We start from the raw sequence: 25385 nt of genomic DNA, 5'->3' as shown, positions 1-25385 counted from the left end.
CCATTCGCACGTCCCGACTGTGACCTACGGTATGAGGCGGATGTGGGCGGTGTGACCCGATGGACACGTCAGGTGACGTCGCGCCGCTTCGCGATCCAGGTGCCGAGACCGCCCAGGAACAGGGCATACCCGATCAGCACGACCGCGCCGACCCAGCGCGGCGGGCTGCCGGGCAGCTCCGTGCCGGAGATCATGAGATTGGAGGCGGTCGACGGCACGAGCACCTGCAGGTAGCCGAACCATTCGCCGAACTTCTGGGTCAGCAGGGCGAAGACTCCCGCGACGCTGGTGAAGCCGACCACGTACACGGCGCTGAGCGTGATCGCCGCGCCGATCTGGCTGCGGATGAGCACGCCGGCGCCGACGCCGAGGATCGCCCAGAGGGCGTACGCCAGCCCGTTGAGCCCGATCGCCCGCCACACCGCCGGCTCGCCGAGCTGGGTGCCGATGTTGAGCGCGTCCATCACGAACGGCACGGCGATCAGGTTGAGCACCGTGGTGACCAGCCAGAAGATGGCGCCGAGGATGACGGCCGCGCCCAGCTTCGCCAGGATCACCGACTCGCGGCGGGGCGTCACCAGGAAGGTGGTGGTCGCCGTCTGGTGGAAGTACTCGTTGGTGACCACGATCGCGGCGAGCACCAGGACGACCAGGAGGCCGAAGAACTGCCCGCTGGTGAAGAGGTTGCTCGCGATGTTGACCGTTTCCGAGACGGCGCGCATCTGCTCGGCCTGGGTGCCCTCGAGCCCCTCGCCCGCGTTGTCCGCGCTCACGAGGAACTCGCTCATGGCCCAGTTGTAGAGCAGGGCGGCCGCCCAGAGCGGCAGGGCGATGAGACCGAAGATCCACCAGGTGTTGGTGGAGCGGATCTTGAGAAGTTCGGCTCGGACGAGGTTCATCGGATGCCCGCCTTTCCGGCCGTCAGCTGCAGGAACACCTGTTCGAGGTCGGCCTTCTCGCCGGTGAGCTCGTGCAGCTCGATCCCGGCGGTGAAGGCGATGTTGCCCACCCGGGCCGGCTCCAGGCCGGTCACCATCAGGGTCTCGTCGGGCAGCGTGGTGACGCTGGCCTGCTGCGCGGACAGCGCCGCGGCCAGGTCGGCGGCCCGCGGGGTGCGCACCCGGACCTGGGTCAGCCCGGCCATCGAGCCGAGCACCTCGTCGACCGGACCCTGGCGGACCAGCCGGCCCGCCGCGATGATCACGACGTCGTCGGCGAGCTGCTGCATCTCGGCCAGCAGGTGGCTGGAGACGAGCACCGTGCGCCCCTCGGCGGCCAGGAACTTGAGCAGGTCGCGCAGCCAGCGGATGCCCTCGGGGTCGAGGCCGTTGGCGGGCTCGTCGAGGATCAGCACCTTCGGGTCGCCCAGCAGCGCTGCCGCGATGCCCAGGCGCTGCTTCATGCCCAGCGAGTAGCCCTTGAACTTGCGCTTCGCCGCCGGGGCCAGCCCGACCTTGGCGAGCGCCTCGTCGGCGGCCTGCCGCGGCAGACCCGCGGAGGCGCAGATGACCCGCAGGTGGTTGATGCCGGTGCGGCCCTTGTGCGCGCTGGACGCCTCGAGCACCGCGCCGACGTGGCGGACCGGGTGGTCGAGGTCGACGTAGCGGACGCCGGAGAACGTGGCCGTGCCCGCGGTGGGCCGGACCAGCCCGAGCATCATCCGCAGGGTGGTGGTCTTGCCGGCGCCGTTGGGACCGAGGAAACCGGTCACGCGGCCGGGCCGTACGGTGAACGACAGGTTGTCGACCGCCCGTAGTTTCTTGTATTGCTTGGTGAGCTGGGAGACCACGATCTCTCCCTGGCCGGCTGTCGCCACTGGTTCCTCCCCGTCGTTGAATAGATCAAGTTACCGGTTGACCGCAATCCATGTGGCCCGTCCTCGGGCGAGCGGGGAGCCGTCCGGGGCGTACACGGTCGAATCAACCACTGCCTTGCGCCCCTCGGCGCCGACCGGGGCGCCCACGACCACGCACCGGTCGCCCGGCGCGGGCAGCGCATCGACCGCCACCGCGATCCGGCCGAGCACGAAGACGCGGCCGGTCTGCAGGGCGGACCAGCCGCCCGGGCAGTCGAGCGCCGCCCACATCGTCGCCACCGTGACGTCCGGCGGGACCTCCCACGCGGCGGCCATCCGCCCGTCCGGCAGGGGGCCGGGGAAGATGCGCAGGCCGGCGGGGTGCTCCGGGCCGCAGACGTAGCACCCGGGGAAGGGGTGGTCCGTGAAACCGGGGTAGGGACCCGCGTCGCCGGGCGCCGCGACGGGCACTCCCGGACCGGCGTCGGCGTCCGCCGTCACCTCGGCGACGAGCGTGCCCGCCGGATCGAGCACCTTGGTCCCCGACAGGGTGAGCGGGGTCTCCAGCGGGGGCGGCACGCGCAGCGTCACCTCGAACGCCCGGCCGTCGGCGCCCGCACCGGCCTCGACGGCGAAGGTGCCGGCGGACCAGCCGCCGTTGCCGGAACCGGGCGGACCGTTGAAACGCGCGGGAATCAGCATGGCCAGACCATCTCACGCCGGTACGACAAGGCGTTCACTTGCCGGTCATCCACCACCACCCGGTGCGCCACGCCCCCGGCGATCGCGAGCCTTACACAAGTTTCATGACGGTACTGATGACCGCCGCCGCACCCACCGGGACCAGCGGCTACTCGCTCCTCATCGCCGACGACGCCAGCCTCGTCGCGGCCGCGCAGCGCCTGCGCCACGACGTCTTCGCCACCGAGCTCGGCGCCACCCTGCGCGGCGCGACGCCCGACGGGCGGGACTGCGACGAGTTCGACGAGTTCTGCGACCACCTGATCGTGCGCGACGACGCGACCGGCGACGTGGTCGGCACCTACCGGATGATGACCCCGCGGGCCGCCGAGCGCGCCGGGCGCCGCTACGGCGACGGCGAGTTCATCATGAGCGGCCTGAGCCCGCTGCGGGAGCAGCTCGTGGAGACCGGCCGGTCGTGCGTGCACCCCGACCACCGCTCCGGCGCGGTGGTCAACCTGATGTGGGCCGGCATCGCGCGCTACCTGCACCTGCACAACCTGCGCTGGCTGGGCGGCTGCGCCTCGGTGCCGCTGGCCGACGGCGGACACACCGCGGCCGGGGTCTGGGCCCGGGTGCGCGACAAGCACCTGTCCCCACCGGCCCTGCGGGTGCAGCCGCGCCGGAACTGGCTCGCCGGGACCGAGCTCGCGGGCGACCCCCGGGTGCAGCCGCCGCCGCTGCTCAAGGGCTACCTGCGGCTGGGGAGCTGGGTGTGTGGCGAGCCCGCGTACGACCCGGACTTCGACTGTGCCGACTTCTACGTGCTGTTCTCCATGGACCGGATGGATCCCCGTTACCGGCGGCACTTCCTCGGGGCGACGCGATGACCTGGCAGCCGGTGTCGTCGTGCGGGCCGCGGTGCCGGCCGGGCGGGGACGACGCCGTGGGCGGGCTCGCCACGGTGCTGCGGTTGGGTGCGGTTGCCGCCGTACTTGCCGGGGGGTTGGTCCTGGTGCCGCTGCTGCGCGGCGGCGCGGTCCGGAGGGTGGCCCGCGGCCTGCTGGCGGCTCTGGGGGTGCGGCTGGTGTGGCGCGGTCCCGTTCCGAAGCCGGGCAGCCTGCTCGTGGCCAACCACATCTCGTGGCTCGACGTGCTGGCGTTGTTGGCCGTGGCGCCGGTCACGCTGGTGGCCAAGCGAGAGGTCGGCACCTGGCCGGCGGTGGGCAGGATCGCCCGGTCGGCCGGCGCGATCTTCGTCGACCGGGACCGGCCGAGGCGCCTGCCGGAGACGGTCGCCGAGGTCACCGCCGCGCTGCGGGCCGGCCGCTCGGTCGCGGTCTTCCCCGAGGGCACGACGTTCTGCGGCGCCGAGGGCGGCCGCTTCCGGCCCGCGGTGTTCCAGGCCGCGGTCGACGCGCGCGCCGCCGTGGTCCCGATCTCCATCCGGTACGGGTCACCGTCGGCGTCCTTCATCGGCGACGACACGCTGTGGGCGTCGGTACGCCGGGTGGCGGCCCTGCGGGACCTGACGGTGACCCTCGTCGGCGCCCCGGCGTTGCGTCCCGAGCCGGGCGCGGACCGGCGTTCCCTGGCCCGGGCCGCGCAGGCGTCCGCCGGAGTCCGGGCCACGACGTTCGATCTCGCCGCCTGACGGCCTCACAGAAAACTTTCAGGCGGCGTGCAGCGCCGGTGCAGCGATCTGCGTGAAGATGGTGGCCATGGCCGCCACACAGACCCAGGGGAAGCAGACCGAGGCGAAGCTCCTCGTCGTCGAGGACGACGCCAACATCCTCGAGCTGCTCTCCGCCAGCCTGCGTTTCGCCGGGTTCGACGTCAGCACCGCGACCAGCGGCAGCGCCGCCGTGAGCGCGGCCAAGAGCGCCACCCCCGACCTCGTCGTCCTGGACGTGATGCTGCCCGACCTCGACGGCTTCGAGGTCATCCGGCTCATGCGCGAGGGTGGCGCCCGCACGCCGGTCGTCTTCCTGACCGCCCGCGACGGCACCGACGACAAGATCCGCGGCCTCACCCTCGGCGGCGACGACTACGTGACCAAGCCGTTCAGCCTGGAGGAGCTCACCGCGCGCATCCGGGCGGTGCTGCGCCGCACGAACGCCGGCGACGAGGAGCCCTCGCGCCTGGTCTTCGCCGACCTCGAGCTCGACGAGGAGACGCACGAGGTCTACCGCGCGGGCCAGCGCGTGCAGCTCTCGCCGACGGAGTTCAAGCTGCTGCGCTATCTGATGCTCAACGCCAACCGGGTGCTCTCCAAGGCGCAGATCCTCGACCACGTGTGGAAGTACGACTTCCGGGGCGACGACAACATCGTGGAGTCGTACATCTCCTATCTGCGGCGCAAGGTGGACAACGTGCAGCCGCGCCTGATCCACACGCTCCGCGGCGTCGGGTACGTCCTGCGCAAACCGGCCGCCTGAGCCACCGGTGACCCTCACCGACCGGGTCCGCAGTCACGTCCCGCTGCAGACCGGGCTCCGCCGGGTGCCCCTGCGCACCAAGCTGGTCGCGGCCGTGCTCGTCCTGGTCTTCGCCGCGCTGACCCTGATCAGCGCGGCGAGCACGTATGCGCTGCACAGTTACATGATCAGTCGGCTGGACGCGCAGCTGGTGCGCTTCACCGAGCTGGTCGACGAGCGGAACGAGCGGAAAACCAACGTTTGGATCATCCTTCCCGCCGACTACTACTACAACCTGACCACCGTCGACGGCATCGGTGACCCCGACGAGGAGAAGTACGACCCGTCGCTCGACCGCTCGCAGCTGCCTCCCCTGGTGAAGGGGCTCGACGACGTCAACCGGCACGTCGACAAGCCGTACACGGTGAGCTCTGCCGACGGCCAGGTGCACTGGCGGATGCTGGTCACCTACGCGGACGGGTCGGTGCAGCACGTCGGGCAGCGGCTGGTCGGCATCGACGACGCGATCTCGCGGCTGGTCTGGGTGGACGTCCTGGTCGGCGCCGGCGTGCTCTTCGCCCTCGCCGCGATCGGCGCCGCCATCGTCCGGCAGAGCCTGATCCCGCTGTTGCAGATCGAGCGCACCGCCGCGGCCATCGCGGCCGGGGACCTCACCCAGCGCGTGCCCGATCCCGAGCCCGACGAGGGGGAGCCGCAGACCGAGCTGGGCCGGCTGTCCCGGGCGTTGAACGCGATGCTCGCCCAGATCGAGGCGGCCTTCACCGCCCGCGCGCTCTCCGAGACCGCCGCCCGGGCCGCGGAGTCGCAGGCCCGCGACGCCGCCGAGGCCGCCCGCGCCTCCGAGGCGCGGGCGGTGCGCTCCGAGTCGAAGATGCGGCAGTTCATCGCGGACGCCTCGCACGAGCTGCGGACCCCGTTGACGTCCATCCGCGGGTTCGCCGAGCTCTACCGCCAGGGCGCGGTGGCCGCCCCCGAGGACACTGCCCGCATCCTGCGCCGGATCGAGGACGAGGCCGCCCGCATGGGCCTGCTCGTGGAGGATCTGCTGCTGCTCGCCCGGCTGGACCGGGAGCGGCCGGTCACCCTCGCGCCGGTGGAGCTTCCTGTGCTCGCGCTGGACGCCGTGCACGCCGCGCGGGCCACCGCGCCGGACCGGACGATCGAGCTCGACCTGCGTGACGAGCCGGAGCGGCTGATCGCGTACGGGGACGACGCGCGGCTGCGGCAGGTGATCGGCAACCTCATGACCAACGCCCTGGTGCACACGCCGCCGGACGCCTCCGTGAAGCTGTCGCTGTCGACCGCGCCGGGCGACCGGGTGGTGATCGAGATCGCCGACACCGGGCCCGGGCTCAAGCCCGAGCAGCGCGAACACGTCTTCGAGCGGTTCTACCGGGCGGACGAGGCGAGGACCCGGCGCACCGACGGGGATGCCACCGGCACGGGCCTCGGCCTCGCCATCGTGGCGGCGATCGTACGGGCCCACCACGGCACCGTGGAGGTCGTCAGCGAGCCGGGTCAGGGCGCCACGTTCCGGGTGTCCCTGCCCGCGATCGCTCCCGGCGAGTCCTGATTTTTCCGGCTTCGGCATTCCCAGAAAACCTTCAGGGTCAGCACAGGTCTGTCGGAGCGCTCCGGGGCAGAGTTGTCCCTATGAACGAGCACGAGACCAACCCGCAGCGGCACGAGAGCTCCTCGCCCGGGGAGTCGTCGCACCGGCCCGCGGACGCCTCCCCCGCAGGCAGCAGCCCGGAGCGGGGAGAGTCCGACACGACGGTTCAGCAGCCCGTGCCGAACCCGCCGGCGTCCTGGCAGCCCCAGCCCGGCCAGCCGCACCCCGGCGCCTCCCACCTCGGCCAGCCCCACTCGGCGCCGCCCGCGCCGTCCGCTCCGCCCGCGCCCGCGCACCCCGGGGTGGCCCACCCGGGCGCGGCGCAGCAGTGGACCGGCTCGCCGTGGCAGTCCGGGGCGCCGTACGGCCAGCCGCACCCCGGCCAGCAGTACCCGTCGCACCCCGGCTCCTCCCACCCCGGCCAGCCTCAGCCCGGCGCGGAGGGGATGTGGCAGGGCGGCTCCGGCGCGCCGATCTGGGCGACGGCCGTGGGCACCGAGCCGCCGCGTGAGCCGGCGCATGCCGGTCGCGGCCGCCGGATGCTCGCCGCCGGGGCCGCCGCCCTGGTGATCGCCCTCGGCGCCGGCGGTGTCGGCGCCGCCGCGGCGCTCGCCCTGGACGACGACAACGACACGGGCACCGTGCAGACGAGCAACGCCTCGGTCACCCGGGTCGTCGACCGGTCCTCGCTCGCGCAGATCGTCGCCGCGGTGAAGGACAGCGTCGTCTCCATCAAGACGCAGAACGGCGAGGGCTCCGGCGTCATCCTCGACGACAAGGGCTTCATCGTCACCAACAACCACGTGGTCGCCACGGCGCCGGGCGGCGCGGTCCTGGTCATCTTCGCGGATGGCAAGCAGGCGGACGGCAAGGTCACCGGCACCGACCCGCGTACCGATCTGGCCGTGGTCAAGGTCGAGGGCGTCGACGGCCTCAAGCCCGCGAAGTTCGGCTCCAGTGCCGACATGCAGGTGGGCGACACCGTGCTGGCGCTGGGCAGCCCGCTGGGCCTGGAGGGGTCGGTGACCGAGGGCATCATCAGCGCCAAGGACCGCACCATCCAGTCCGGCGGCAGCGAGGACCAGCCGCCGAACCCCTTCGGCGGGCAGCGGCAGCAGTCCGGCGCGACGTCGATGTCCGGCCTGCTGCAGACCGACGCGCCGATCAACCCGGGCAACTCGGGCGGCGCGCTGGTCAACACCAACGGGCAGGTCATCGGCATCAACTCGGCCATCGCGACCTCGGGCGCCGGCTCCGGCAACATCGGCCTGGGCTTCGCCATCCCGAGCGACAAGGTGAAGACCGTCGCCGAGGCGCTGATGCGGGGCGAGAAGGTGAGCCACCCGGCGCTCGGTGTCAGCGTGAACCCGGCCGAGGGCGGCGGCGCCCTGGTCGGCCTGGTCAGCCCGAACAGCGCGGCCGCGAAGGCCGGGCTCGAGCGGGGCGACGTCATCAAGTCGGTGAACGGCAAGACGATCAACGACTCCGACGACCTGGTGGCGATCATCCAGGCCGGCAAGGTCGGCGACACCGTATCCATCACCTTCACCCGCAACGGACAGGAGCAGAAGGTCAACGCCACGCTGGCCGAGGCCTCCTGACCCGCGGCCACGGGGTGCCGGCCGGACCGTCGGGCGGCACCACTCCCCGGGCGGTGGGCGGTCGTGACCAAGGGGGTTGGTCACGGCCGTCCACCGCACCTTTCGTGTCCACTCTGTGCGCTATCGGGCGCCGAGTGGCAAATCGGGGGCTCGCGCTCGCCCCGGCGGACCGCCTACTCTCCATCTCGCCATAGCGAAGTGGAAGGCCGACCTGAGTGACCTACGTCGAGACCCGGATGAGCGTCTGGGAAGCCCTGGCCGGCCGCGCGCCCGGTGAGCCGCTCGGTCCCGCCGATCCCGGCCTCTGGAGCGCCGTCGTCGACCGGCTCAACCCGGCTCGCGCGAAGCCCGTGCTGCGCGCGGGGATCGAGGTCGCCGAGCTGACCAGCGTCCGTGGCAGCACGTACGTGATGCTGCGCTCCCCCGATCAGGGGGGCCGGGCCTGCTACCTTCGGCTGACCCCGGAGGAGTGGCAGCTCGCGCAGCTGATGGACGGCGCGCAGACGGTGGCCCGCCTGGTCGCCGAGTTCGCCCGCCTCGCCGGGCGGCTCGCGCCCGACCAGGTCCGCCGGGTCGTCGCCGACCTGGCCGCCAACCGGATGCTCGACGAGCTGCCGGTGGACGCCTTCCGCCCGCTGCAGGAGCTCGACCGCAAGCCGCTGCCGCAGCGGGTGGGCCGCGGCCTGCTCGCCGCCGCGCGCGGCCGCCGGATGCTCGTCGTCGACGTCGACCGCTTCGTCACCGCGCTCTACCGCGGCGGCGGCCGGCTGCTCTTCACCCGCGCCGCCGCGATCGTGATGGCGGTGCTGGCCGTGGCCGGCATCGCTCTGTTCGTGGCCACGTGGTGGCGCGGAAGCCAGGCGCTGTTCCTGACCGGCGGGTCGTACCTGCTCGGCGCGGTCGTCCTGCTGCTGCTCAACCTGCTGGCACTGGCCAGTCATGAGCTCGGCCACGCCCTCGCGACCAAACATGCCGGGCGGGAGGTGCCCGCCGCCGGTTTCCTGGTCTTCTTCGGCATCCCGTCGGTCTTCGTGGACACCACCGACGTGTGGATGGCCGGCCGGCGCTCACGCATGCTGGTCACCGCGGCCGGTCCCGCCACCGGCCTGGTCCTGGCCGGCTCCCTGCAGCTCGTCGGGTTCGCCGTGCCCGCCCTGGGCCCGCTCGCGTTCAAGCTGGCCTTCGCCTGGTATCTGAACGCGCTGTTCAACCTCAACCCGCTCCTGGCGCTGGACGGCTACTACCTGCTGATGGACTGGCTGGAGATCCCGAACCTGCGGGGCCGGGGACTCGCCTGGGTCACCAGCCGGCTGCGCGGCCGCCCGCCGGCGTGGAGCGGGCTGGACCGGGAGGGCCGCCTCGTCGCGCTCTACGGCATCCTCGCGGTGCTGTGGCTGGCGATCGCGGCCAACCTCGCCTACCGCATCTGGGCCGACCGGGTGGCGGGCCTCGTCACCGGCCTGTGGCACAGCGGCATCGGCGGCAAGACGCTGCTCGTCCTCGTCGTGGGCGGACTCTGCGCCCCGCTGGTCCACCTGGGCGTCTCCGCGCTGGCCCGGTGGTGGCGCCGGGCGCGCCTGCGCGCGAGCGAGAAGGAGCGCGAGGCCGACGCCCCGCGGCGGCTCGCCGCCCTGCGCAAGTCCGACCTGGCCGGCCTGAGCGACCGGGCGCTGGCCGAGCTCGCCGCGCAGGCGCACTGGCTGCGCCCGCCGTCGGGCACCCCGATGGTCCTGGCGGGCGGCGCGCAGCAGTCCGTGTACGTCGTCGTCGACGGCGCGATGCAAGCCCGCAAGCCGGGCGACCCGGGCGGCACGATCCGCCACCACGTCGGCGCCGGCGGCGTCGTCGGGCTGGCCACCGCCCTCACCGGCCGGGCCTCGGCGCTGGACTGGCACACCGCCGGCACCACGCTGCTCGCCCTGCCCTCGGCGGCGATCGCGAGCGTGGTCGGACCGCTGCCGGGCCCGCCGCCGGCCGACCGCGCCGAGGCCGAGGCGCTCTTCGCCGACACGCCCGCCCTCGCCGCGCTGGACGGGGACGAGCGCCTGGCCGTGATCGCCTCGGCGCACCCCCTCGACCTGGAGCCGGGCGCGCCGGTCGTCCTGCCCGGACCGACCCACGCGGTCGTCGTCGAGTCCGGTGTGATCGCCATGCCCGACGGGGTCGAGCTGCGCCGCGGCACCCTGATCGGCCCGGTCGGGGACGGCAGCCCGGGCGAGGTCGCCCAGACGAGGACGCCCACCCGGCTGTGGATCGTCCCCGACGCCGCCGACCTTCCGCCGCTGATCGGCCCGCCGGCCCGGCTGGCCGGGACCGCGGCGGCCCGGGCCGAGTCCGCCACCGGCGTGCACTCCGCCGGCGTGTACCCGCCCCTCGCGGCACCGCCCGGCCCCCCGGACGGCACCGAGGACCCCGACGTGGACCGCCGCTTCGAGCGGCGCCTGTGGTGGCTGGTCCTGCTGCTGCTCCTGCTCTCGCTCCTGCTGACGGGTATGAACCTCGCGCCCGGCCCGGCCTGGGCCGAGATGCCGACCGACCGGGCGCTGCTCACCTCCGAGCGCGGCACGGTGACCGCCACGATCGACGGCCGCCCGGTGCGCCTCGCCGCGGGTGACCGCCGCTACGTCGCCCGGGGCACGCGCGTCGACGTGCCGGCCAAGGCCTCCGGGCGGCTGACCTTCCAGGGCGGTTCGGCGAGCCTGCTCTGCCCGGGCACGCAGGTCGAGCTCGGCACGCTCGTCACCGACGCCGGACGCCGGCGGGTACCGCACGGCGCACTCAGCGTCGAGACCGGGCGGGTGCTCGCCGACACCGGCAGCACCAGCGGGGCGTACGAGCCGCTCAGCCTGACCGTGACGCGGCTGGGTGCCGGTGACGTCACCAATAACGGTGCGGCGTGGTTCGCGGTCGACCCCGGCGCGGTCACCGTCGCCACCGGCCGGGTGTACGTCGCGGGCACTCCGGAGATGGCCGCCGCGACGTCGCTGAGCTGTGGCGACGGCGTACCCGTGGCGCCTCCGGCCGGCTCGCCCAGCCAGACGCCCGACGACCCGCCCCCCGCAACGCCGTCCGAGGCGCCGTCGCCGAGCGCGACCCCGCCCACGGAGTCGACGACCGTGCCGCTGCCGCCGACCGTTCCGGTGCCGCCGGGCGGGCCGAACCCGCCGCCGGCGACCGCGGATCCGCCGACGCGGCCCACGCTGAGGCCGCCACCGCCGCCCGAATCGCGGCCCAGCCGGCCGTCCACGGAGCCCGAGGACCCGCCGTCGAATCCCCAGACGCCGCCGTCGCGGCCGCAGGATCCGCCGTCGGAGCCCCCGCCTCCGCCGCGGCCGGACAATCCGCCGCCGCCCCCGGACAACCCACCGCCGCCGCCCGAGGAACCACCGTCCGAGCCGCCGCCCCCACCCGTGATCGTGCTGCCACCCGTGATTGGATGACCTGTGCTCTGTTTCTTCTGCGCCAAGGCGGCGCGTGGCAGCTGCCGGTTCTGCGGCCGCGGCGTGTGCGAGGACCACGCCCGGTTCGGGCCGTACCTGCTGCAGGTCAGCCGCTCGGCCAGCCGGGACCGGGCCGAGGCGCTGGTGGTGGAGGACGCGGTGCAGTGCGGCACGTGCCACCCGCGGCCCCAGCCGGTCGCCATGCCCGAGCTGGACTGATGGCCTGACCGAGGGATGGCCGGGCTGGACCCCACCGCCTAGCGTGAAGCCATGAGCGATTTCGACGCCGTGCTGGAGCGGTTGCTCACCGACCCGGCCTTCCAAGCCCAGCTCGCCCGCGACCCGGGCGGCGCGCTGGCCGGCTACACCCTGGACGCCGGCGAGGTCGAGCTGCTGCACCAGCAGGTCGCCGCCGACGCGGGCGCCTCGCAGGCCGCGGTCGAGGACCGGGTCAGCAAGTCCAGCACCTTCGGGCTCTTCGGCTCCTTCGGCGGCATCGGCGCGCTCACCGACAGCGTCGGATCGCAGTCCGGCCCGCAGCCGGTGGCGGTGCCCGCCGACGGCGCGGCCGGGATCGGCCCGGGCACCGACCGGGCCGACCCGTGGTCGGCCCTGGGGGCGGCGGCCGGCCGGGTGGCGCACGCGGCCGCCGGGCCCGCGGCGACCGAGGGCTTCGGCGACGCGCCGGCAGCCTGGGGGACCGGCGGCGGCGTCCCGGCGCAGTCCGGCCTCGGCTCCGCGCCCGGCGCCGTCTCGGGGTTCGGTGACGCCCCGCGCAGCGGTTTCGGTGACGCGCCGCCCGGCCGCGCGCAGGCCGAGGAGCTGCGCGCGCCGAAGGGATACACCAACCGGGTGGACGTGGACGGCGACGGCCGGTTCGACGAGGCGACCTATCGTGGGCACCGCGGCGGGGGCGCGGAGGTCCTGGTCGACCTGAACGGCGACGGGAAGACCGACTTCATCGGCGTCGACGAGGACCTCGACCGTGTCGTGGACTACGCCGACTACGACAACGACCACGACGGCCGGTTCGAGGAGCGCATGTACGACAGCGACGGCGACGGCTGGCTGGACCGCTCCGTCCCGCGCTAGCTCACTGGGCGGGCAGCACCTCCGGGCCCGTCGACACGTCGGTCGTGGCGCGCCGCTCGGCGTCGTGCGCGGCCATCGCCTCCTGGCGTCCCGGCTCCTCGCGCAGGATCGCGCAGTTCAGCCACTCGTCGGGGATGCCGAACGCGTCCACCAGCGTGCCCATCGCCGGGCGCAGCTCCTTGAGCAGGTCGTTCACCATCGCGGTGATGGCCTTGGACCGGGCCGGGGTGAGGCGCCCGTGCTCGAGGAACCAGCCCTTGTCGGACTCGATGGTGCTGAGCGCGTACAGGTCGCAGACGCGGGAGAGCAGCTGCCTCGCGGCCGGGTCGGTGGTGCGCTCGATGCCCGCGACCAGCGCCTCCAGCGCCACCCGGTCGATGTGCGCGGTGGCCGTCCTCAGCACGTGGTCCTGCACGTCGTTGAAGATGTCGAACGGGCGGTCCTTCTTGGTGGCCGAGCCCGCGCGCAGCCGCCGGATCGCGCTTTCCAGCAGGTGCCGCTCCCGGTCCTCGAACATCCGCAGGTGCCAGCCGCGGTCGCCGAGCGCCACCTCCTCGTCCCGCCCCGGCACGGCGCTCACCAGCCGCTGGATCAGCGAGCGGGCCGCCGTACGCTCCAGCACCACCTCGCGCACCTGCTCGGCGACGAACGTCGCCCGGCCCCAGCCGTCCAGCGAGCCGAACGCGTCCCGGTATCCGGTGAGCAGGCCCTTGGCGACGAGCTGCAGCAGGACGGTGTTGTCGCCCTCGAAGGTGGTGAAGACGTCGGTGTCGGCCTTGAGTGCGGGCAGCCGGTTCTCCGCCAGGTAGCCGGCGCCGCCGCAGGCCTCGCGGCAGGCCTGGATGGTCCGGGTGGCGTGCCAGGTGTGCGCGGCCTTGAGGCCGGCGGCCCGCGACTCGAGCTCGCGCTGCCGGTGCTCGTCGACCGGGCCGGTGGCGGTCTGGACGTCGTGCAGCGCGCTGACCAGCTCCTCCTGCGCGAAGTGCAGCGCGTAGGTGGTGGCCAGCGCCGGCAGGAGCTTGCGCTGGTGCGCCAGGTAGTCGTTGAGGACGATCTCGCGCTCGGCGCCGGGCTCGGCGAACTGGCGGCGGCTGTCGCCGTAGCGTACGGCGATCGTCAGGGCGCTCTTGGTCGCCGAGGACGCCGCGCCGCCGACGGCGACCCGGCCGCGGACCAGGGCGCCCAGCATGGTGAAGAAGCGGCGGGTGTCGCCCGGGATCGGGCTGGTGTAGGTGCCGTCCGGGGCGACCTGGCCGTACCGGTCCAGCAGCATGTCGCGGGGGACCGTGACGTGGTCGAAGGTCAGCCGGCCGTTGTCCACACCGAGCAGGCCCGCCTTGGGCCCGGCGTCGCCGATGGTCACGCCGGGCATCGCGGTGCCGTCGGCGTCGCGGATCGGCACCAGCCAGGCGTGCACGCCGTGGTTGCGGCCCTGGGTGACCAGCTGGGCGAAGACGACCGCCATCCGGCCGTCGCGGGCCGCGTTGCCGATGTAGTCCTTGCGGGCCGCCTGGTGCGGGGTGTGCAGGTCGAAGGTCTGCGTGGCGGGGTCGTACGTGCAGGTGGTGCGCAGCTGCTGGACGTCGGAGCCGTGGCCGGTCTCCGTCATGGCGAAGCAGCCCATCAGCTCGGCCGAGATGATGTCGCGCAGGTAGGCGTCGTGGTGGCGGCGGGTGCCCAGGGCCACCACGGCGCCGCCGAACAGGCCCCACTGGACGCCCGCCTTGACCATCAGCGACAGGTCGAGGTACGCGAGCATCTCGCCGCCGACCATCGCCGCTCCGGGGTCGGCGGCGCCGCCGTACTCGACGGGGAAGGCCGCCGCGACGCCCAGGTCGGTCGGCAGCTCCCGGAGGAGCCGGCTGACCCGCTCGCGGGCCTGCTCGCCGCTCTCGCCGTAGACGGGAAGGAACCGGTCGTCGATGCGCTCGCGGGCGGACTTGCGGATGTGCGCCCAACGTCCGTCGAGCACCTCCCGCAGGCGGGCGGGGTCGACGGGGCCGGGAAGAGGTCTGCGCATGGTGGTCACGGTACAGCCTGTACCCAGATTCGGGTACAGGCTGTACCAGATAGAGTGGCCGGATGGGCGAGGCGGCGCTGAAGCGCGACACGATCGCGGCGCGCCGCCGGGCGCAGGCGGGAGACGTGCGGGCCCGGCGGCGCCAGGAGATCGTCGACGCGGCCGTACGGGCCATCGAGGAGCTCGGCTGCGACGCCGGTCTGGGCGCGGTGGCCGACCGCGCCGGACTGCCGCGCCCCCACGTCTACCGGCACTTCACCGGCAAGGACGATCTCGACGAGGAGGTCGCCCGCCACGCGGGCCGGCTCCTGAGCGCCTGGATCCGCCCGTCCCTGACGGCGCGCGGCACGCCGCCGGAGGTGATCCGCGGCGTCATCGGCCGGGTCCTGCGCTGGGCGGTCGACCACCCCCACCTCTACCGCTTCCGCGTCCGGCTGGGTCCCGCGCAGGCCGTTCCCGAGCTCGCCGACGCCGCGGTGGCCTACCTGCGCGCCGCCGGATACGACGCGCGCCCGCCGGACCATGTGGTCGCCAGCGTCATCGGCATGGTCGACGCCGGCGTCATCTGGTGGCTGGACCATCGCGAGGGCGCCGGCCTGGACTCCCTGAACGAATGGCTCGCGGCGCAGGTGTGGCTGGTGCTGGCGGACATGCTGGAGCGGATCGGGCGTCCGCTCGACCCGTACGCGGAACTCGCGCCCGCTCTGGACAGACTCAGTTAACAAACCTAATAATTGGCCAACTGTCGATATACCGACGTGGAGGCCATCCCCATGCGCCGATCCCCGCTCCTCGCCGCGGCCGTCCTGCTCGCCGCCTCCGGTTTCGCCGTCCCCCTCGCCTCGTCCGCCAGCGCCGCCGCCGGGTGCGCGCCCGCCTGGAACGCGAACTCCGTTTACACCAAGGACATGACCGCCTCGCAGTCCGGCCACAACTTCACGGCGAAGTGGTGGACCCAGAACGAGAGCCCGGCGACCCACAGTGGTCAGTGGGACGCCTGGGCCGACAACGGCGCCTGCGGCGGCACGACCCCGCCGACCACGCCGCCGACCACACCCCCCGCGACGCCGCCCACCACTGCACCCACGACCGCACCCACCACTCCACCCACGACCCCGCCCACGGCCGTCCCGCCCGGTGGGCTGCCGAAGCACGCCCTGATCGGATACCTGCACGCCAGCTTCGCCAACGGTTCCGGATACCTGCGGATGGCCGACGTGCCGGCCGACTGGGACATCATCAACCTGGCGTTCGGCGAGCCGACCTCGGCCACCTCCGGCGACATCCGCTTCACCCTCTGCCCGGCGACCGAGTGCCCCGGCGTGGAGAGCGAGACGGAGTTCCGCGACGCCATCCGGGCCAAGCGCGCGGCCGGCAAGAAGGTGCTGCTCTCCATCGGCGGCGCCAACGGCCAGGTGCAGCTGACCACGACGGCGGCCCGTGACGCGTTCGTACGCTCGGTGAGCGCCGTCATCGACCGCTACGGCCTGGACGGCGTCGACATCGACTTCGAGGGTCACTCGCTGTCGCTGAACACCGGGGACACCGACTTCCGGAACCCGACGACACCGGTGGTCGTCAACCTCATCGCGGCCCTCAAGGCGCTCAAGGCCCGGTACGGCGCGGCCTTCGTGCTGACCATGGCGCCGGAGACGTTCTTCGTCCAGCTCGGCCACCAGTACTACGGCTCCGGGCCGTGGGGTGGTCAGGACCCGCGGGCGGGCTCGTACCTGCCGGTCATCCACGCGTTGCGGGACGACCTGACGGTGCTGCACGTCCAGGACTACAACAGTGGCCCGATCATGGGCCTGGACGGGCAGTACCACACCATGGGCGGGGCCGATTTCCACATCGCGATGACGGACATGCTGCTCGCGGGCTTCCCGGTCGCGGGCAACCAGGCCAACGTCTTCCCGGCCCTGCGCGAGGACCAGGTCGCCTTCGGCGCCCCGTCGTCGGTCAGCGCCGGCAACGGGTACGTGGCCCCGGCGGGCGTCCAGCAGGCGGTGACCTGCCTGGTCAAGGGCACCAACTGCGGAGGGTACGCGGTCCGCAGCGGCACCAACCCCGGCTTCCGCGGCCTGATGACCTGGTCGATCAACTGGGACAAGTACTACGGATGGGAGTTCCGCACCGCGCACGAGCCCTTCCTCAACGGCCTGGGCTGAGCCTGCGTGCAACGATGTGGGCATGGGGCCGGTCGCGTTCGTGCTGGGCGGGGGAGGCGTCCTCGGCGCCGTCCAGGTCGGCATGCTGCGGGCGCTGTTCCGCGCCGGTCACCGGCCCGACGTGGTCGTGGGCACGTCGATCGGCGCGGTCAACGGCGCGCTCGTCGCCGCCGACCCCACCGAGGCGGTCACCGACCGCCTGGTCCGGCTCTGGGCGTCACCCGAGGCAGCCGAGGTGTACGGGGACTCGCTCGCCCGCCAGCTCCGGCGGTTCGCGGCGCGGACCCACCTGCACTCGCCCCTGCCCCTGCGCCGCCTGCTCAGCGCCGAGCTCGGTGCGGACGCGACCTTCGCCGATCTCAAGGTGCCCTTCCGGTGCTGCGCCGCGAGCATCGAGCGGGCCGCCGAGCACTGGTTCGACGACGGGCCGCTCGTCGACGCCGTGCTCGCCTCGTCCTCGGTGCCGGGGTTGCTGCCCCCGAAGGAGATCGCGGGCGAGCACTTCGTCGACGGCGGCATCGTCAACTCGATCCCGATCGGGGAGGCGGTGCGCGTCGGCGCCAAGCTGATCTTCGTACTCCAGGTCGGGCGCATCGAGCGGCCGTTGTCCGTGCCCCGGCGGCCGTGGGAGGTGGCCCAGGTGGCCTTCGAGATCGCTCGCCGCCACCGGTTCGCCCGCGAGCTTGCCTCGTTGCCCGACGATGTGAGCGTGCACGTCCTACCGACCGGTGGCGGCGAGACCCGCGACGATCTCCCGTGGGCGTACCGCGACATGGCCGCCGCCGGGCGCCGCATCAGCCGCGCGTACACGGCCACCCGGCGCTATCTCGCCGCGAACGACGTCCTCCCCGCGCCCGGCGACGGCTCGTGATGCTGCCGCCGCCGTGGGTCCGCCGCCTGCTCATCGCGCCGGCAGTTGTGGTCCTTGCGGTCGTGCTGCTGACCACGCTGCCGGTGTGGATCCTGATCGCCCTCACGGCGACTCCGTTCGCCCCCGGGCACCTGCGGCTGCCCCGCCTCGCCTTCCTGGCGGTCTTCTACCTCGCCTGGGATGCGGCGGCCCTGGTCAGCCTGGCGGTGCTCTGGGTGGCGTCCGGGTGCGGCTGGAGGATCCGTACGCCGGCCTTCCAGCGGGCCCACTACGTCCTGACCGGCAAGTTCCTCCAGGCGCTGTTCTGGGTGGCCAAGTGGTCGCTGCACCTGAGCATCGACGTCGTGGGCACCGACCCCGACACGGGCCTGCCCGGCCGCCCGGAGATCGTGGTCAGCCGGCACGCGGGCCCCGGCGACTCCTTCGTCCTCATCCATGCCCTCGTCAACTGGTTCGAGCGGGAGCCGCGCATCGTCCTCAAGGCCGCTCTGCAGTGGGACCCCGCGGTCGACGTCCTGCTGAACCGCCTGCCCAACAGGTTCATCACGCCGGGCCGCCCCGGCGTGACCGACCTGGAGAAGGAGGTGGGCGCGCTGGCGAACGGCCTGGACCACAACGACGCGTTCGTCATCTTCCCCGAGGGCGGCAACTTCACCCCGCACCGCCGGACCCGCGCCATCGCCCGGCTCCGCGACCGCGGCCTCGAGGACATGGCGGTACGCGCGGAGGGCCTGCGCAACGTCCTCCCGCCGAAACCGGGCGGCCTGCTCGCGGCGATCGACGCCGCCCCGGACGCGGGCGTGATCTTCGTGGCGCACACCGGCCTGGACAAGATGCTGACCGTGGCGGACGTGTGGCGCGAGCTGCCCATGGACAAGCAGCTCGTGATGCGCTGCTGGAGCGTGCCCCCGGAGGAGATCCCGGCGACCGAGGCGGAGCGGATCGCCTGGCTCTACGACTGGTGGGCTCGCATCGACGCCTGGATCGACGAGCACGGACCCCGACCGCGCCCGCTGAGCACGGACTGGACGGCCCGGCGCGCGTCCGCCACGTCCGGCTGATTTCGCCTTTCGCCCTCAGGGGAATCGCTGGGCGCGGCCCTCGTTACCGGGAAAGGTAGGAGGCGTCTGATGCCGGGTGGGTGCCGCACCCGTCCGGCTCGTGCGAGAGGGTGGGTCCATGAGTGTTGACGACTTCGTGATGCGATCGGGTGGCGCGTCCTTTGACGACCAGGTCTTCGAGAGGCTGCTCCGGGAGCGGATCATCTTCCTCGGCAGCGAGGTCAACGACGAGGTGACCAACCGCATCTGCGCCCAGATGCTGCTGCTCGCCTCGGCCGACAGCGAGAAGGACATCGCCCTCTACATCAACTCGCCGGGCGGCTCGATCAGCGCCGGCATGGCCGTGTACGACACGATGCAGTACATCAAGAACGACGTGGCCACGATCGCCATGGGCATGGCCGCCTCGATGGGGCAGTTCCTGCTCTGCGCCGGCACCCCCGGCAAGCGCTATGCGCTGCCGCACGCCCGGGTGATGATGCACCAGCTCTCCGGCGGCATCGGCGGCACCGCGGCCGACATCGCCATCCAGGCCGAGAGCATGCTGCACATCAAGAAGGTCATGAACGAGCGGATCGCCTTCCACACCGGCCACACCCCCGAGGAGATCGAGATCGACTCGGACCGGGACCGCTGGTTCACCGCGCAGGAGGCGAAGGACTACGGCATCGTCGACCACGTGATCTCCAAGGCGGCCGACGTCACGTCGACGTCCGCGCTGGTCTGACCGGCCCTTTCCGACGGGCGCGCGGGTGACCGCGCGCCCGTCCGGTGTGCCGTCACGGGCCCCGGGGTATAGCGATGCCATCCCCCGAAGGTTCGAAGGAGGTGCTGACGTGAGAATCCCGACGTTCTCCCGGCAGTCCCACACCGCCCCCGAGACCGAAGACCGCGCGCCCGTCGCCGCGCGCGCCGATACCACCGACTCCGCCGCCGCCACTCCGGCCGTGACCGGACGCGCGACCCCCGCCCCGGACCGTGCTACCCCCGCTTCGGGGCGCGCGGCTTCGGAAGCGGACCGGACCGGTGCCATCGGGGTCGTCGACCGCAAAGGTCCCGACCGCCAGGGTCCCGACCGCCAGGGTCCCGATGGCAAGGGTGCCGACGGCAAGGATCCCGACCACACCCTCGCCGAGCGGCGCGTCGCCGAGCGTGACGCCCGTACCGCGGGCGCGCCGGTCGCTCCCGGTCCGAAGCCGCGGGCGAGTCTGCTCGCCACGCTCGCGCTGATCACCGGCGTGGCCGGCGCCCTGCTCGTGCTCTCCGGCCCGCTGCTCGGCTACGGCATCGGCGTCGCCGGGCTCGCCCTGGTGCTGTCGATCGCCGGCGTCCGGGCCACGGGCAGGCGGCACGTCGCCGGCAAGACCGACGCGCTGATCGGCATGGTGCTGGCGCTGTTCGCGATCGTCGTCGGCATCCTGGCGCTCACCGGCTCCCTCTCCTGGCTGGGCACCGACATGCAGCCCGCCGGCGATCTCCGCCAGTGGCTCGACTCACAGTTTGCGGACCGCTTCTGACGGGTATCCGACATTCACCGGCGGCGATGCGCCGCCGGTGACCCCTCGGAACCGGGACGGCCACCACCGTCCCGCCCCGAAATCATCCGGCGGTGCGCCGGAAAGTGCGGGACCACACCGGCCGGCGGCCACCGCCGAGCGGTCCGGGGTGCGACGGCAACGTTTGTGCGGGGGCGGCGGTGCGCCGCCCCCGACGCGTGTGCAACGAATCGTCGCCGCCGAAGCTGATCACGCAACGATTCGCCGCGTCGCGCAAGACTGGTCGGGGGCGTACGCAGGCCCTTCGCGCATAGCGTTTCCGACATGACGACTGCTGCCCCGCGCCGGTACCTGATGTGCCGGCCCACCCACTTCGCCGTCACGTACCGGATCAATCCGTGGATGGACCCGACGGCACCGTACGACAACGCCCTGGCCGTCAGTCAGTGGGAGAACCTGCGGCAGACGTTCCTCGACCTGGGCCACACCGTCGACCTGATCGACCCGCTGCCCGGCCTGCCCGACATGGTGTTCGCCGCCAACGGCGCGACCGTCGTCGACGGCAAGGTGCTCGCCGTGCAGTTCAAGGACGCCGAGCGCGCCGACGAGGCGCCCGCGTACAAGGCGTGGTTCTCCGATGCCGGCTTCGAGGTCTTCGACTCGAAGTACACCAACGAGGGCGAAGGCGACATCCTGCTCGCCGGGGACGTGCTGCTCGCCGGCACCGGCTTCCGCACGGCGCACGCCGCGCACGCGCAGACGCAGGAGGTCTTCGGCCGCCCGGTGATCACCCTCCAGCTGGTCGACCCGGCGTTTTACCACCTCGACACCGCACTTTGCGTGCTCGATGAGCGTAACGTCGCTTACCTGCCGTCCGCGTTCTCGCCGGGATCGCAGGCCGTGCTCCGCCGCCTGTTCCCGAACGCGGTCATCGCCACCCAGGCCGACGCGGAAGTGCTGGGCCTCAACGCGGTCAGCGACGGCCGTACCGTGGTCCTGCCGGTCCAGGCCACCGCGCTGACCGCGGCCCTGCAGGCCGCGGGCTACCAGACCGTGGGGGTCGACGTGAGCGAGCTGCGCAAGGCCGGCGGCGGACCGAAGTGCTGCACCCTGGAGGTTCGAGGATGACCGACCTGGACATGCGTACGCCCGGAGCGCTCGCGGACGCCGAGCGCTGGACGGCGCACAACTACCACCCGCTGCCCGTGGTGATCTCCGACGCCGAGGGCGCCTGGGTCACCGACGTCGACGGCAAGCGCTACCTGGACTTCCTCTCCGGGTACTCGGCCCTGAACTTCGGGCACCGCCACCCCGGCCTGATCGCCGCCGCCCACGCGCAGCTCGACCGGCTCACGCTGACCAGCCGCGCGTTCGTGCACGACCAGTTCGCGGAGTTCTGCCACCGCCTCGCCGAACTGTGCGGCAAGGAGCTCGTGCTGCCGATGAACACCGGCGCCGAGGCCGTGGAGACCGGCATCAAGGTCGCGCGCAAGTGGGGTTACCAGGTCAAGGGCGTGCCGGACGGGCAGGCCGAGATCATCGTCGCGGCGGACAACTTCCACGGCCGCACCACGACGATCATCAGCTTCTCCACGGACCCGGACGCGCGCAACGACTTCGGGCCGTACACCCCGGGCTTCACCATCGTTCCGTACGGCGACAGCGCGGCCATCGCGGCCGCCATCACCCCGAACACGGTCGCCGTGCTGCTCGAGCCCATCCAGGGCGAGGCCGGCGTGCTGGTCCCGCCGGCGGGCTACCTCGCCGGCGTCCGGCAGCTCTGCACCGACAACAACGTGCTCTTCATCGCCGACGAGATCCAGTCCGGCCTGGGGCGTACGGGCAAGACCTTCGCGATCGAGCACGAGGGCGTCGTCCCGGACATGTACCTGCTCGGCAAGGCGCTCGGCGGCGGCATCGTGCCCGTCTCCGCGGTCGCGGCGAACAAGGACGTGCTCGGCGTGCTCAAGCCCGGCGAGCACGGCTCCACGTTCGGTGGCAACCCGCTCGCCTGCGCGGTCGGCACCGCGGTCGTCAAGCTGCTGGAGACCGGCGAGTTCCAGCAGCGCTCCGCCGAGCTCGGCGCGAAGCTGCACGAGGGGCTGAACGCCCTGGTCGGGCGCGGCGTGCTGGCCGTACGCGGGCGCGGCCTGTGGGCCGGCGTAGACATCGACCCGGAGCTGATGACCGGCCGGCAGGCCGTGGAGCGGCTGATGGCCCGCGGCGTGCTCGCCAAGGACACCCACGGTTCGACGATCCGGCTCGCGCCGCCGCTGTCGGTGACCGAGGCGGATCTCGACCACGCGCTGGCCCAGCTGGCCGCGATCCTGTGAGAGGGGGCGGTGGGGCGGCGGCCTGACCGGCCGCCGCTCTTCCCGTCGCCCGCGCTTTCTTTCCGTCGCCCGGCGCGTCAGCGTTCGAACTTGCGGATGGCCATGGTGGGCGCCTCCGCCATGACCGAGTGCGGCTGGGTCACCCCGCCGGAGTTCCACAGCCTGGCCCGGCCCACGTACACGTTCGCGTAGAGCTCCACCACGTCGGTGGGGCCCAGCGCGCGCGTCTCGTCGCGGTTCAGCGTGATGCGCTGGTCGTCGTCGAACGAGCCGTTCGGGCGGATACCGGTGCCGTTGGTGCTCACGTCCTGGGCGCTCAGCTCGCCACTGCGCAGCGCCAGCCGGACATGCCCGCGGCTGATCCACTTCCGGGCGTCGTCGTTCAGCCACTGGCCCAGCATCACCCCGCCGCCCTCGGGCGCCCGGCCCACCACCACCGGGTTCTCCGTCGAGACCACGAAACGCCGGCGGACGACGCCGTCGATGCGTACGGACAGAACCTCGACCGCCGGGCGCGGACCAGCGTCGCGCAACCGGGCGCCGTGCCGGGGGCAGGTCGGCACGCCGGACCGCAACGCCGGCGGCGGCTGCGAGACCGGGCTCGTCGTCTTGCGCATGTCGGCGAACGGGCTGTCCGGGTCGCCACCCGAGCCGTACGCGGTGCAGGTGGACTCCGGGCAGCCCCACACGCGGGAAAGCAGCTTGCGCCCCATCGGCGACGGCTCGCCGACGGCCGGCACCTCGCCGCGCCCGACCTGCGCCACCAGGACCGGCCCGCCGGCGCCCGGCACGGCGGCGAGCAGGCGGCCGGGCTCGGCGACCCAGGGGCGGCGGTCCTGGAACTGCTCGCCCCGGCCGCGGGTGAGCACGGGCAGCCCCAGCAGCTCGGCGACCTCGAACACCCGGTCGTCGACCTGCGGCACGACCTCGACCACGCCGTCGTCGGCCCAGCGGCGCACCACCATGCGCTCGTTCGAGGTGAGATCGGCGTCGGAGAGCAGGCCGCGGGGCACCACCGCGTACACCGGGACGTTCTCCTCGGCGACGTGGCGGCCGAGCGCGTCGATGACCAGGCCCAGCCGCAACATGCTGGCCGGACGACCGCCGTCGAGGTCGGCATAGCGGACGATCTCGGAAAGATCGACGACGGCCCGCGCGAGGGCGGGATCGGTGGTGAGGCGCGCCTCGATGGCATCGAGGACCTTGCTGACCTCGAATCTCACGTGGCCTCCCGATGGATACGCGTGGGGCTGCCCGGCCATCATGCCGTCTGAAAGCGGGCATCCGCGAATCAGGGTGGCGTGGTCCATGCCGGTTCGTGGCGGGAAAGTGCCCCGTGCGGCACTTGCCGGGCGGGCGTGGCGACCCGGTCCACGCGCTGGTCCCGCCCGAGCGCGCGGCCCGGCCCCGCCTGGCTCGGCCCGGCCCGCCTGGCTCGGCCCGGCCCGCCTGGCCCGGCCCCGCCTGGCTCGGCCCCGCCTGGCTCGGCCCGGCCCGCCTGGCCCGGCCCGGCCCGCCTGGCTCGGCCCGCCTGGCTCGGCCCGCCTGGCCCGGCCCGGCTTACGAGGCGTCGGCGAGGATGCGGTCGATGCGGTTGGCCAGGGCGATGTCGCGGGTCGTCACGCCGCCGACGGAGTGGGTGCTGCAGCGGAAGGTCAGCGTGCGCCAGCGGATGTCGATGTCGGGGTGGTGGTCCATCTCCTCGGCCACCTTCGCCACCCGGTCCACGACGGCGATCGCGGCGGGGAAGCTGCGCAGGCCCACGGTGCGGACGATCGCGTCGGTGCTGCCCTCCCACCCGTCGAGGACGGCCACGGCGTTGCGTACCGAATCGGCGTCGAGCAGGTCACCCATTCCCTGAGCTTAGTCGCCGGGCGCACCCGGCCGGTGCCGGCCGGGGACGGGAATGTCGCACGTTTCGGCTACCGTGGGCGCCGACATGAGGCATGACGGGGAGGAACACCCAATGAGAAATCGACGTCTGGTGATGGCGGTCGTCGCCGTCGGCGTGGCGCTCGGCCTGACCGGCTGCGGCCCCGAGGACACCGCCAAGACGCCGACCGGTGCGGCCGGCGCGACCGCCGCGGCGCAGGCGGCCTCGCAGCTCGACCCCAAGGCCGACCTCGCCGCCGCCGCCAAGAAGCTCGCCGACCAGAGCATGAAGATCGACATGGACATGTCCGGTCAGATGTCCATGAGCGGCGTCGCCGACACGAAGGCCCGCCTCGCCAAGGTCTCCATGTCGATGGGCGCGCTCGGCGGCGACAAGATCGAGATGCGCATGATCAAGGACGACCTCTACCTGAAGGCCGGTTCCCTCGGCGCGATGCTGGGTGGCAAGGGCGGCGGCAAGACCTGGATGCACATCGACGCCGCCAAGCTGAGCGAGGGCAGCAGCTTCAACCTCAGCCCCAACGGCGACGACCCGGCCGGCACCCAGGCGATGATCTCGGCCCTCACCGAGGTCGAGCGCGTCGGCGACACGGGCTTCCAGGGCACCCTCGACCTGTCGAAGTCCCCGCGCTTCAAGAAGGGCGCGATGGCGGGGCTGGGCGACAAGCTGACCAAGATCCCGTTCACGGCGAAGAAGGACGGCGAGGGGCGCCTCGTCGAGATGACCCTCGACATGAGCGGCCTCGGCGCGGGCGCGGGCAAGATGAAGACGACGTACCACGACTTCGGCACCCCGGTCTCGGTCGAGGCCCCGCCGGCGTCCGAGGTGCAGGAGATGCCGAGCCAGCTCTCCGGAATCCTGAACGCCTGACGCACCGGGCGGA

Annotated in this window: 23 protein-coding genes; 17 read left to right on the top strand and 6 right to left on the bottom strand. The window is 73.0% G+C overall.

What is annotated here, in order from left to right; genetic code table 11:
• Positions 1 to 68 precede the first annotated feature (68 nt).
• From IEY99_RS01410 to IEY99_RS01400, 3 genes are read right to left on the bottom strand one after another with little or no spacing between them, the layout of a single operon-like run.
• Positions 69 to 899 (bottom strand): ABC transporter permease, encoded by an 831-nt coding sequence (locus IEY99_RS01410; RefSeq protein WP_189198834.1) that lies wholly within the window; start codon positions 897 to 899, stop codon positions 69 to 71.
• Positions 896 to 1816, bottom strand: coding sequence for an ABC transporter ATP-binding protein (locus IEY99_RS01405; RefSeq protein ID WP_189198833.1), 921 nt, complete (start codon positions 1814 to 1816; stop codon positions 896 to 898). Before IEY99_RS01405 ends, IEY99_RS01410 begins: the two co-directional genes overlap by 4 nt.
• A gap of 30 nt (positions 1817 to 1846) precedes the next feature.
• Positions 1847 to 2497: a hotdog fold domain-containing protein gene (locus IEY99_RS01400; RefSeq protein WP_189198832.1), complete on the bottom strand. Its 651-nt coding sequence runs from the start codon at positions 2495 to 2497 to the stop codon at positions 1847 to 1849.
• Positions 2498 to 2601: 104 nt separating this feature from the next.
• Here IEY99_RS01400 and IEY99_RS01395 point away from each other — a divergent pair, with 104 nt between their 5' ends.
• The 8 genes from IEY99_RS01395 (at position 2602) to IEY99_RS01360 (ending at position 12659) form a co-directional block, all read left to right on the top strand.
• Positions 2602 to 3366: a GNAT family N-acetyltransferase gene (locus tag IEY99_RS01395; RefSeq protein WP_189198831.1), complete on the top strand. Its 765-nt coding sequence runs from the start codon at positions 2602 to 2604 to the stop codon at positions 3364 to 3366.
• Positions 3363 to 4130, top strand: a complete 768-nt coding sequence (locus IEY99_RS01390; protein ID WP_189198830.1) for a lysophospholipid acyltransferase family protein — start codon at positions 3363 to 3365, stop codon at positions 4128 to 4130. Before IEY99_RS01395 ends, IEY99_RS01390 begins: the two co-directional genes overlap by 4 nt.
• Positions 4131 to 4188: 58 nt before the next feature.
• Positions 4189 to 4914: a response regulator transcription factor gene (locus IEY99_RS01385; RefSeq protein ID WP_373293295.1), complete on the top strand. Its 726-nt coding sequence runs from the start codon at positions 4189 to 4191 to the stop codon at positions 4912 to 4914.
• Positions 4915 to 4921: 7 nt separating this feature from the next.
• Positions 4922 to 6487: a sensor histidine kinase gene (locus IEY99_RS01380; RefSeq protein ID WP_189198828.1), complete on the top strand. Its 1566-nt coding sequence runs from the start codon at positions 4922 to 4924 to the stop codon at positions 6485 to 6487.
• A gap of 80 nt (positions 6488 to 6567) precedes the next feature.
• Complete coding sequence (locus IEY99_RS01375; protein ID WP_189198827.1) at positions 6568 to 8127, top strand: S1C family serine protease; 1560 nt, start codon at positions 6568 to 6570, stop codon at positions 8125 to 8127.
• A gap of 215 nt (positions 8128 to 8342) precedes the next feature.
• A complete protein-coding gene (locus IEY99_RS01370) occupies positions 8343 to 11567 on the top strand; it encodes a cyclic nucleotide-binding protein (protein WP_189198826.1) in 3225 nt (1074 codons plus the stop codon).
• A 3-nt stretch (positions 11568 to 11570) separates the two neighbouring features.
• Positions 11571 to 11786 (top strand): hypothetical protein, encoded by a 216-nt coding sequence (locus IEY99_RS01365; protein WP_071808714.1) that lies wholly within the window; start codon positions 11571 to 11573, stop codon positions 11784 to 11786.
• A gap of 51 nt (positions 11787 to 11837) precedes the next feature.
• Positions 11838 to 12659, top strand: a complete 822-nt coding sequence (locus IEY99_RS01360; protein WP_189198825.1) for a hypothetical protein — start codon at positions 11838 to 11840, stop codon at positions 12657 to 12659.
• 1 nt (position 12660) lies between these two features.
• On the opposite strand, the gene IEY99_RS01355 is transcribed toward IEY99_RS01360, so the two are convergent.
• Positions 12661 to 14679, bottom strand: coding sequence for an acyl-CoA dehydrogenase family protein (locus IEY99_RS01355; RefSeq protein WP_189198824.1), 2019 nt, complete (start codon positions 14677 to 14679; stop codon positions 12661 to 12663).
• A 62-nt stretch (positions 14680 to 14741) separates the two neighbouring features.
• Between IEY99_RS01355 and IEY99_RS01350 the strand changes: the two genes are divergently transcribed.
• From IEY99_RS01350 to rocD, 8 genes are all read left to right on the top strand, one after another.
• Positions 14742 to 15401, top strand: a complete 660-nt coding sequence (locus tag IEY99_RS01350) for a TetR/AcrR family transcriptional regulator (protein WP_189198823.1) — start codon at positions 14742 to 14744, stop codon at positions 15399 to 15401.
• 51 nt (positions 15402 to 15452) lie between these two features.
• Positions 15453 to 16847: a chitinase gene (locus IEY99_RS01345; RefSeq protein ID WP_189198822.1), complete on the top strand. Its 1395-nt coding sequence runs from the start codon at positions 15453 to 15455 to the stop codon at positions 16845 to 16847.
• Positions 16848 to 16869: 22 nt separating this feature from the next.
• Positions 16870 to 17718: a patatin-like phospholipase family protein gene (locus IEY99_RS01340; RefSeq protein ID WP_373293265.1), complete on the top strand. Its 849-nt coding sequence runs from the start codon at positions 16870 to 16872 to the stop codon at positions 17716 to 17718.
• Positions 17715 to 18779: a 1-acyl-sn-glycerol-3-phosphate acyltransferase gene (locus IEY99_RS01335; protein ID WP_189198820.1), complete on the top strand. Its 1065-nt coding sequence runs from the start codon at positions 17715 to 17717 to the stop codon at positions 18777 to 18779. Before IEY99_RS01340 ends, IEY99_RS01335 begins: the two co-directional genes overlap by 4 nt.
• A 118-nt stretch (positions 18780 to 18897) precedes the next feature.
• A complete protein-coding gene (locus IEY99_RS01330) occupies positions 18898 to 19506 on the top strand; it encodes an ATP-dependent Clp protease proteolytic subunit (RefSeq protein ID WP_189198819.1) in 609 nt (202 codons plus the stop codon).
• Positions 19507 to 19615: 109 nt separating this feature from the next.
• Complete coding sequence (locus IEY99_RS01325; protein ID WP_189198818.1) at positions 19616 to 20296, top strand: Yip1 family protein; 681 nt, start codon at positions 19616 to 19618, stop codon at positions 20294 to 20296.
• A 303-nt stretch (positions 20297 to 20599) separates the two neighbouring features.
• The gene (gene ddaH, locus IEY99_RS01320) at positions 20600 to 21403 is read left to right on the top strand and encodes a dimethylargininase (RefSeq protein WP_189198817.1); all 804 of its coding nucleotides are present in this window, start codon (positions 20600 to 20602) and stop codon (positions 21401 to 21403) included.
• On the top strand, positions 21400 to 22608 hold the full coding sequence (gene rocD / locus IEY99_RS01315) for an ornithine--oxo-acid transaminase (protein ID WP_189198816.1): 1209 nt from the start codon (positions 21400 to 21402) through the stop codon (positions 22606 to 22608). The genes ddaH and rocD overlap by 4 nt, the downstream gene beginning before the upstream one ends.
• A 77-nt stretch (positions 22609 to 22685) precedes the next feature.
• Here rocD and IEY99_RS01310 read toward each other — a convergent pair whose 3' ends face one another.
• Positions 22686 to 23831: an FHA domain-containing protein gene (locus IEY99_RS01310; protein WP_189198815.1), complete on the bottom strand. Its 1146-nt coding sequence runs from the start codon at positions 23829 to 23831 to the stop codon at positions 22686 to 22688.
• Positions 23832 to 24168: 337 nt separating this feature from the next.
• Positions 24169 to 24462 (bottom strand): 4a-hydroxytetrahydrobiopterin dehydratase, encoded by a 294-nt coding sequence (locus IEY99_RS01305; protein WP_189198814.1) that lies wholly within the window; start codon positions 24460 to 24462, stop codon positions 24169 to 24171.
• A 112-nt stretch (positions 24463 to 24574) separates the two neighbouring features.
• Between IEY99_RS01305 and IEY99_RS01300 the strand changes: the two genes are divergently transcribed.
• Positions 24575 to 25372 (top strand): hypothetical protein, encoded by a 798-nt coding sequence (locus IEY99_RS01300; RefSeq protein ID WP_189198813.1) that lies wholly within the window; start codon positions 24575 to 24577, stop codon positions 25370 to 25372.
• Positions 25373 to 25385 lie beyond the last annotated feature (13 nt).

Origin of the sequence: Couchioplanes azureus (assembly GCF_014648355.1) — a bacterium.
In the GTDB taxonomy this organism is placed as follows: Bacteria; Actinomycetota; Actinomycetes; order Mycobacteriales; family Micromonosporaceae; genus Actinoplanes; species Actinoplanes azureus.
The sequence above is the reverse complement of the archived record's forward strand: the minus strand, read 5'-3'. Positions and strand labels throughout refer to the sequence as shown.

Coding starts and splice junctions, on each gene's coding strand:
- IEY99_RS01300 (WP_189198813.1), top strand. CDS start 24,575: ATGAGAAATCGACGTCTGGTGATGGCGGTCGTCGCCGTCGGCGTGGCG.
- IEY99_RS01330 (WP_189198819.1), top strand. CDS start 18,898: ATGAGTGTTGACGACTTCGTGATGCGATCGGGTGGCGCGTCCTTTGAC.
- IEY99_RS01410 (WP_189198834.1), bottom strand. CDS start 899: ATGAACCTCGTCCGAGCCGAACTTCTCAAGATCCGCTCCACCAACACC.
- IEY99_RS01375 (WP_189198827.1), top strand. CDS start 6,568: ATGAACGAGCACGAGACCAACCCGCAGCGGCACGAGAGCTCCTCGCCC.
- IEY99_RS01305 (WP_189198814.1), bottom strand. CDS start 24,462: ATGGGTGACCTGCTCGACGCCGATTCGGTACGCAACGCCGTGGCCGTC.
- IEY99_RS01385 (WP_373293295.1), top strand. CDS start 4,189: ATGGTGGCCATGGCCGCCACACAGACCCAGGGGAAGCAGACCGAGGCG.
- rocD (WP_189198816.1), top strand. CDS start 21,400: ATGACCGACCTGGACATGCGTACGCCCGGAGCGCTCGCGGACGCCGAG.
- IEY99_RS01390 (WP_189198830.1), top strand. CDS start 3,363: ATGACCTGGCAGCCGGTGTCGTCGTGCGGGCCGCGGTGCCGGCCGGGC.
- IEY99_RS01340 (WP_373293265.1), top strand. CDS start 16,870: ATGGGGCCGGTCGCGTTCGTGCTGGGCGGGGGAGGCGTCCTCGGCGCC.
- IEY99_RS01360 (WP_189198825.1), top strand. CDS start 11,838: ATGAGCGATTTCGACGCCGTGCTGGAGCGGTTGCTCACCGACCCGGCC.
- IEY99_RS01395 (WP_189198831.1), top strand. CDS start 2,602: ATGACGGTACTGATGACCGCCGCCGCACCCACCGGGACCAGCGGCTAC.
- ddaH (WP_189198817.1), top strand. CDS start 20,600: ATGACGACTGCTGCCCCGCGCCGGTACCTGATGTGCCGGCCCACCCAC.
- IEY99_RS01345 (WP_189198822.1), top strand. CDS start 15,453: ATGCGCCGATCCCCGCTCCTCGCCGCGGCCGTCCTGCTCGCCGCCTCC.
- IEY99_RS01350 (WP_189198823.1), top strand. CDS start 14,742: ATGGGCGAGGCGGCGCTGAAGCGCGACACGATCGCGGCGCGCCGCCGG.
- IEY99_RS01355 (WP_189198824.1), bottom strand. CDS start 14,679: ATGCGCAGACCTCTTCCCGGCCCCGTCGACCCCGCCCGCCTGCGGGAG.
- IEY99_RS01400 (WP_189198832.1), bottom strand. CDS start 2,497: ATGCTGATTCCCGCGCGTTTCAACGGTCCGCCCGGTTCCGGCAACGGC.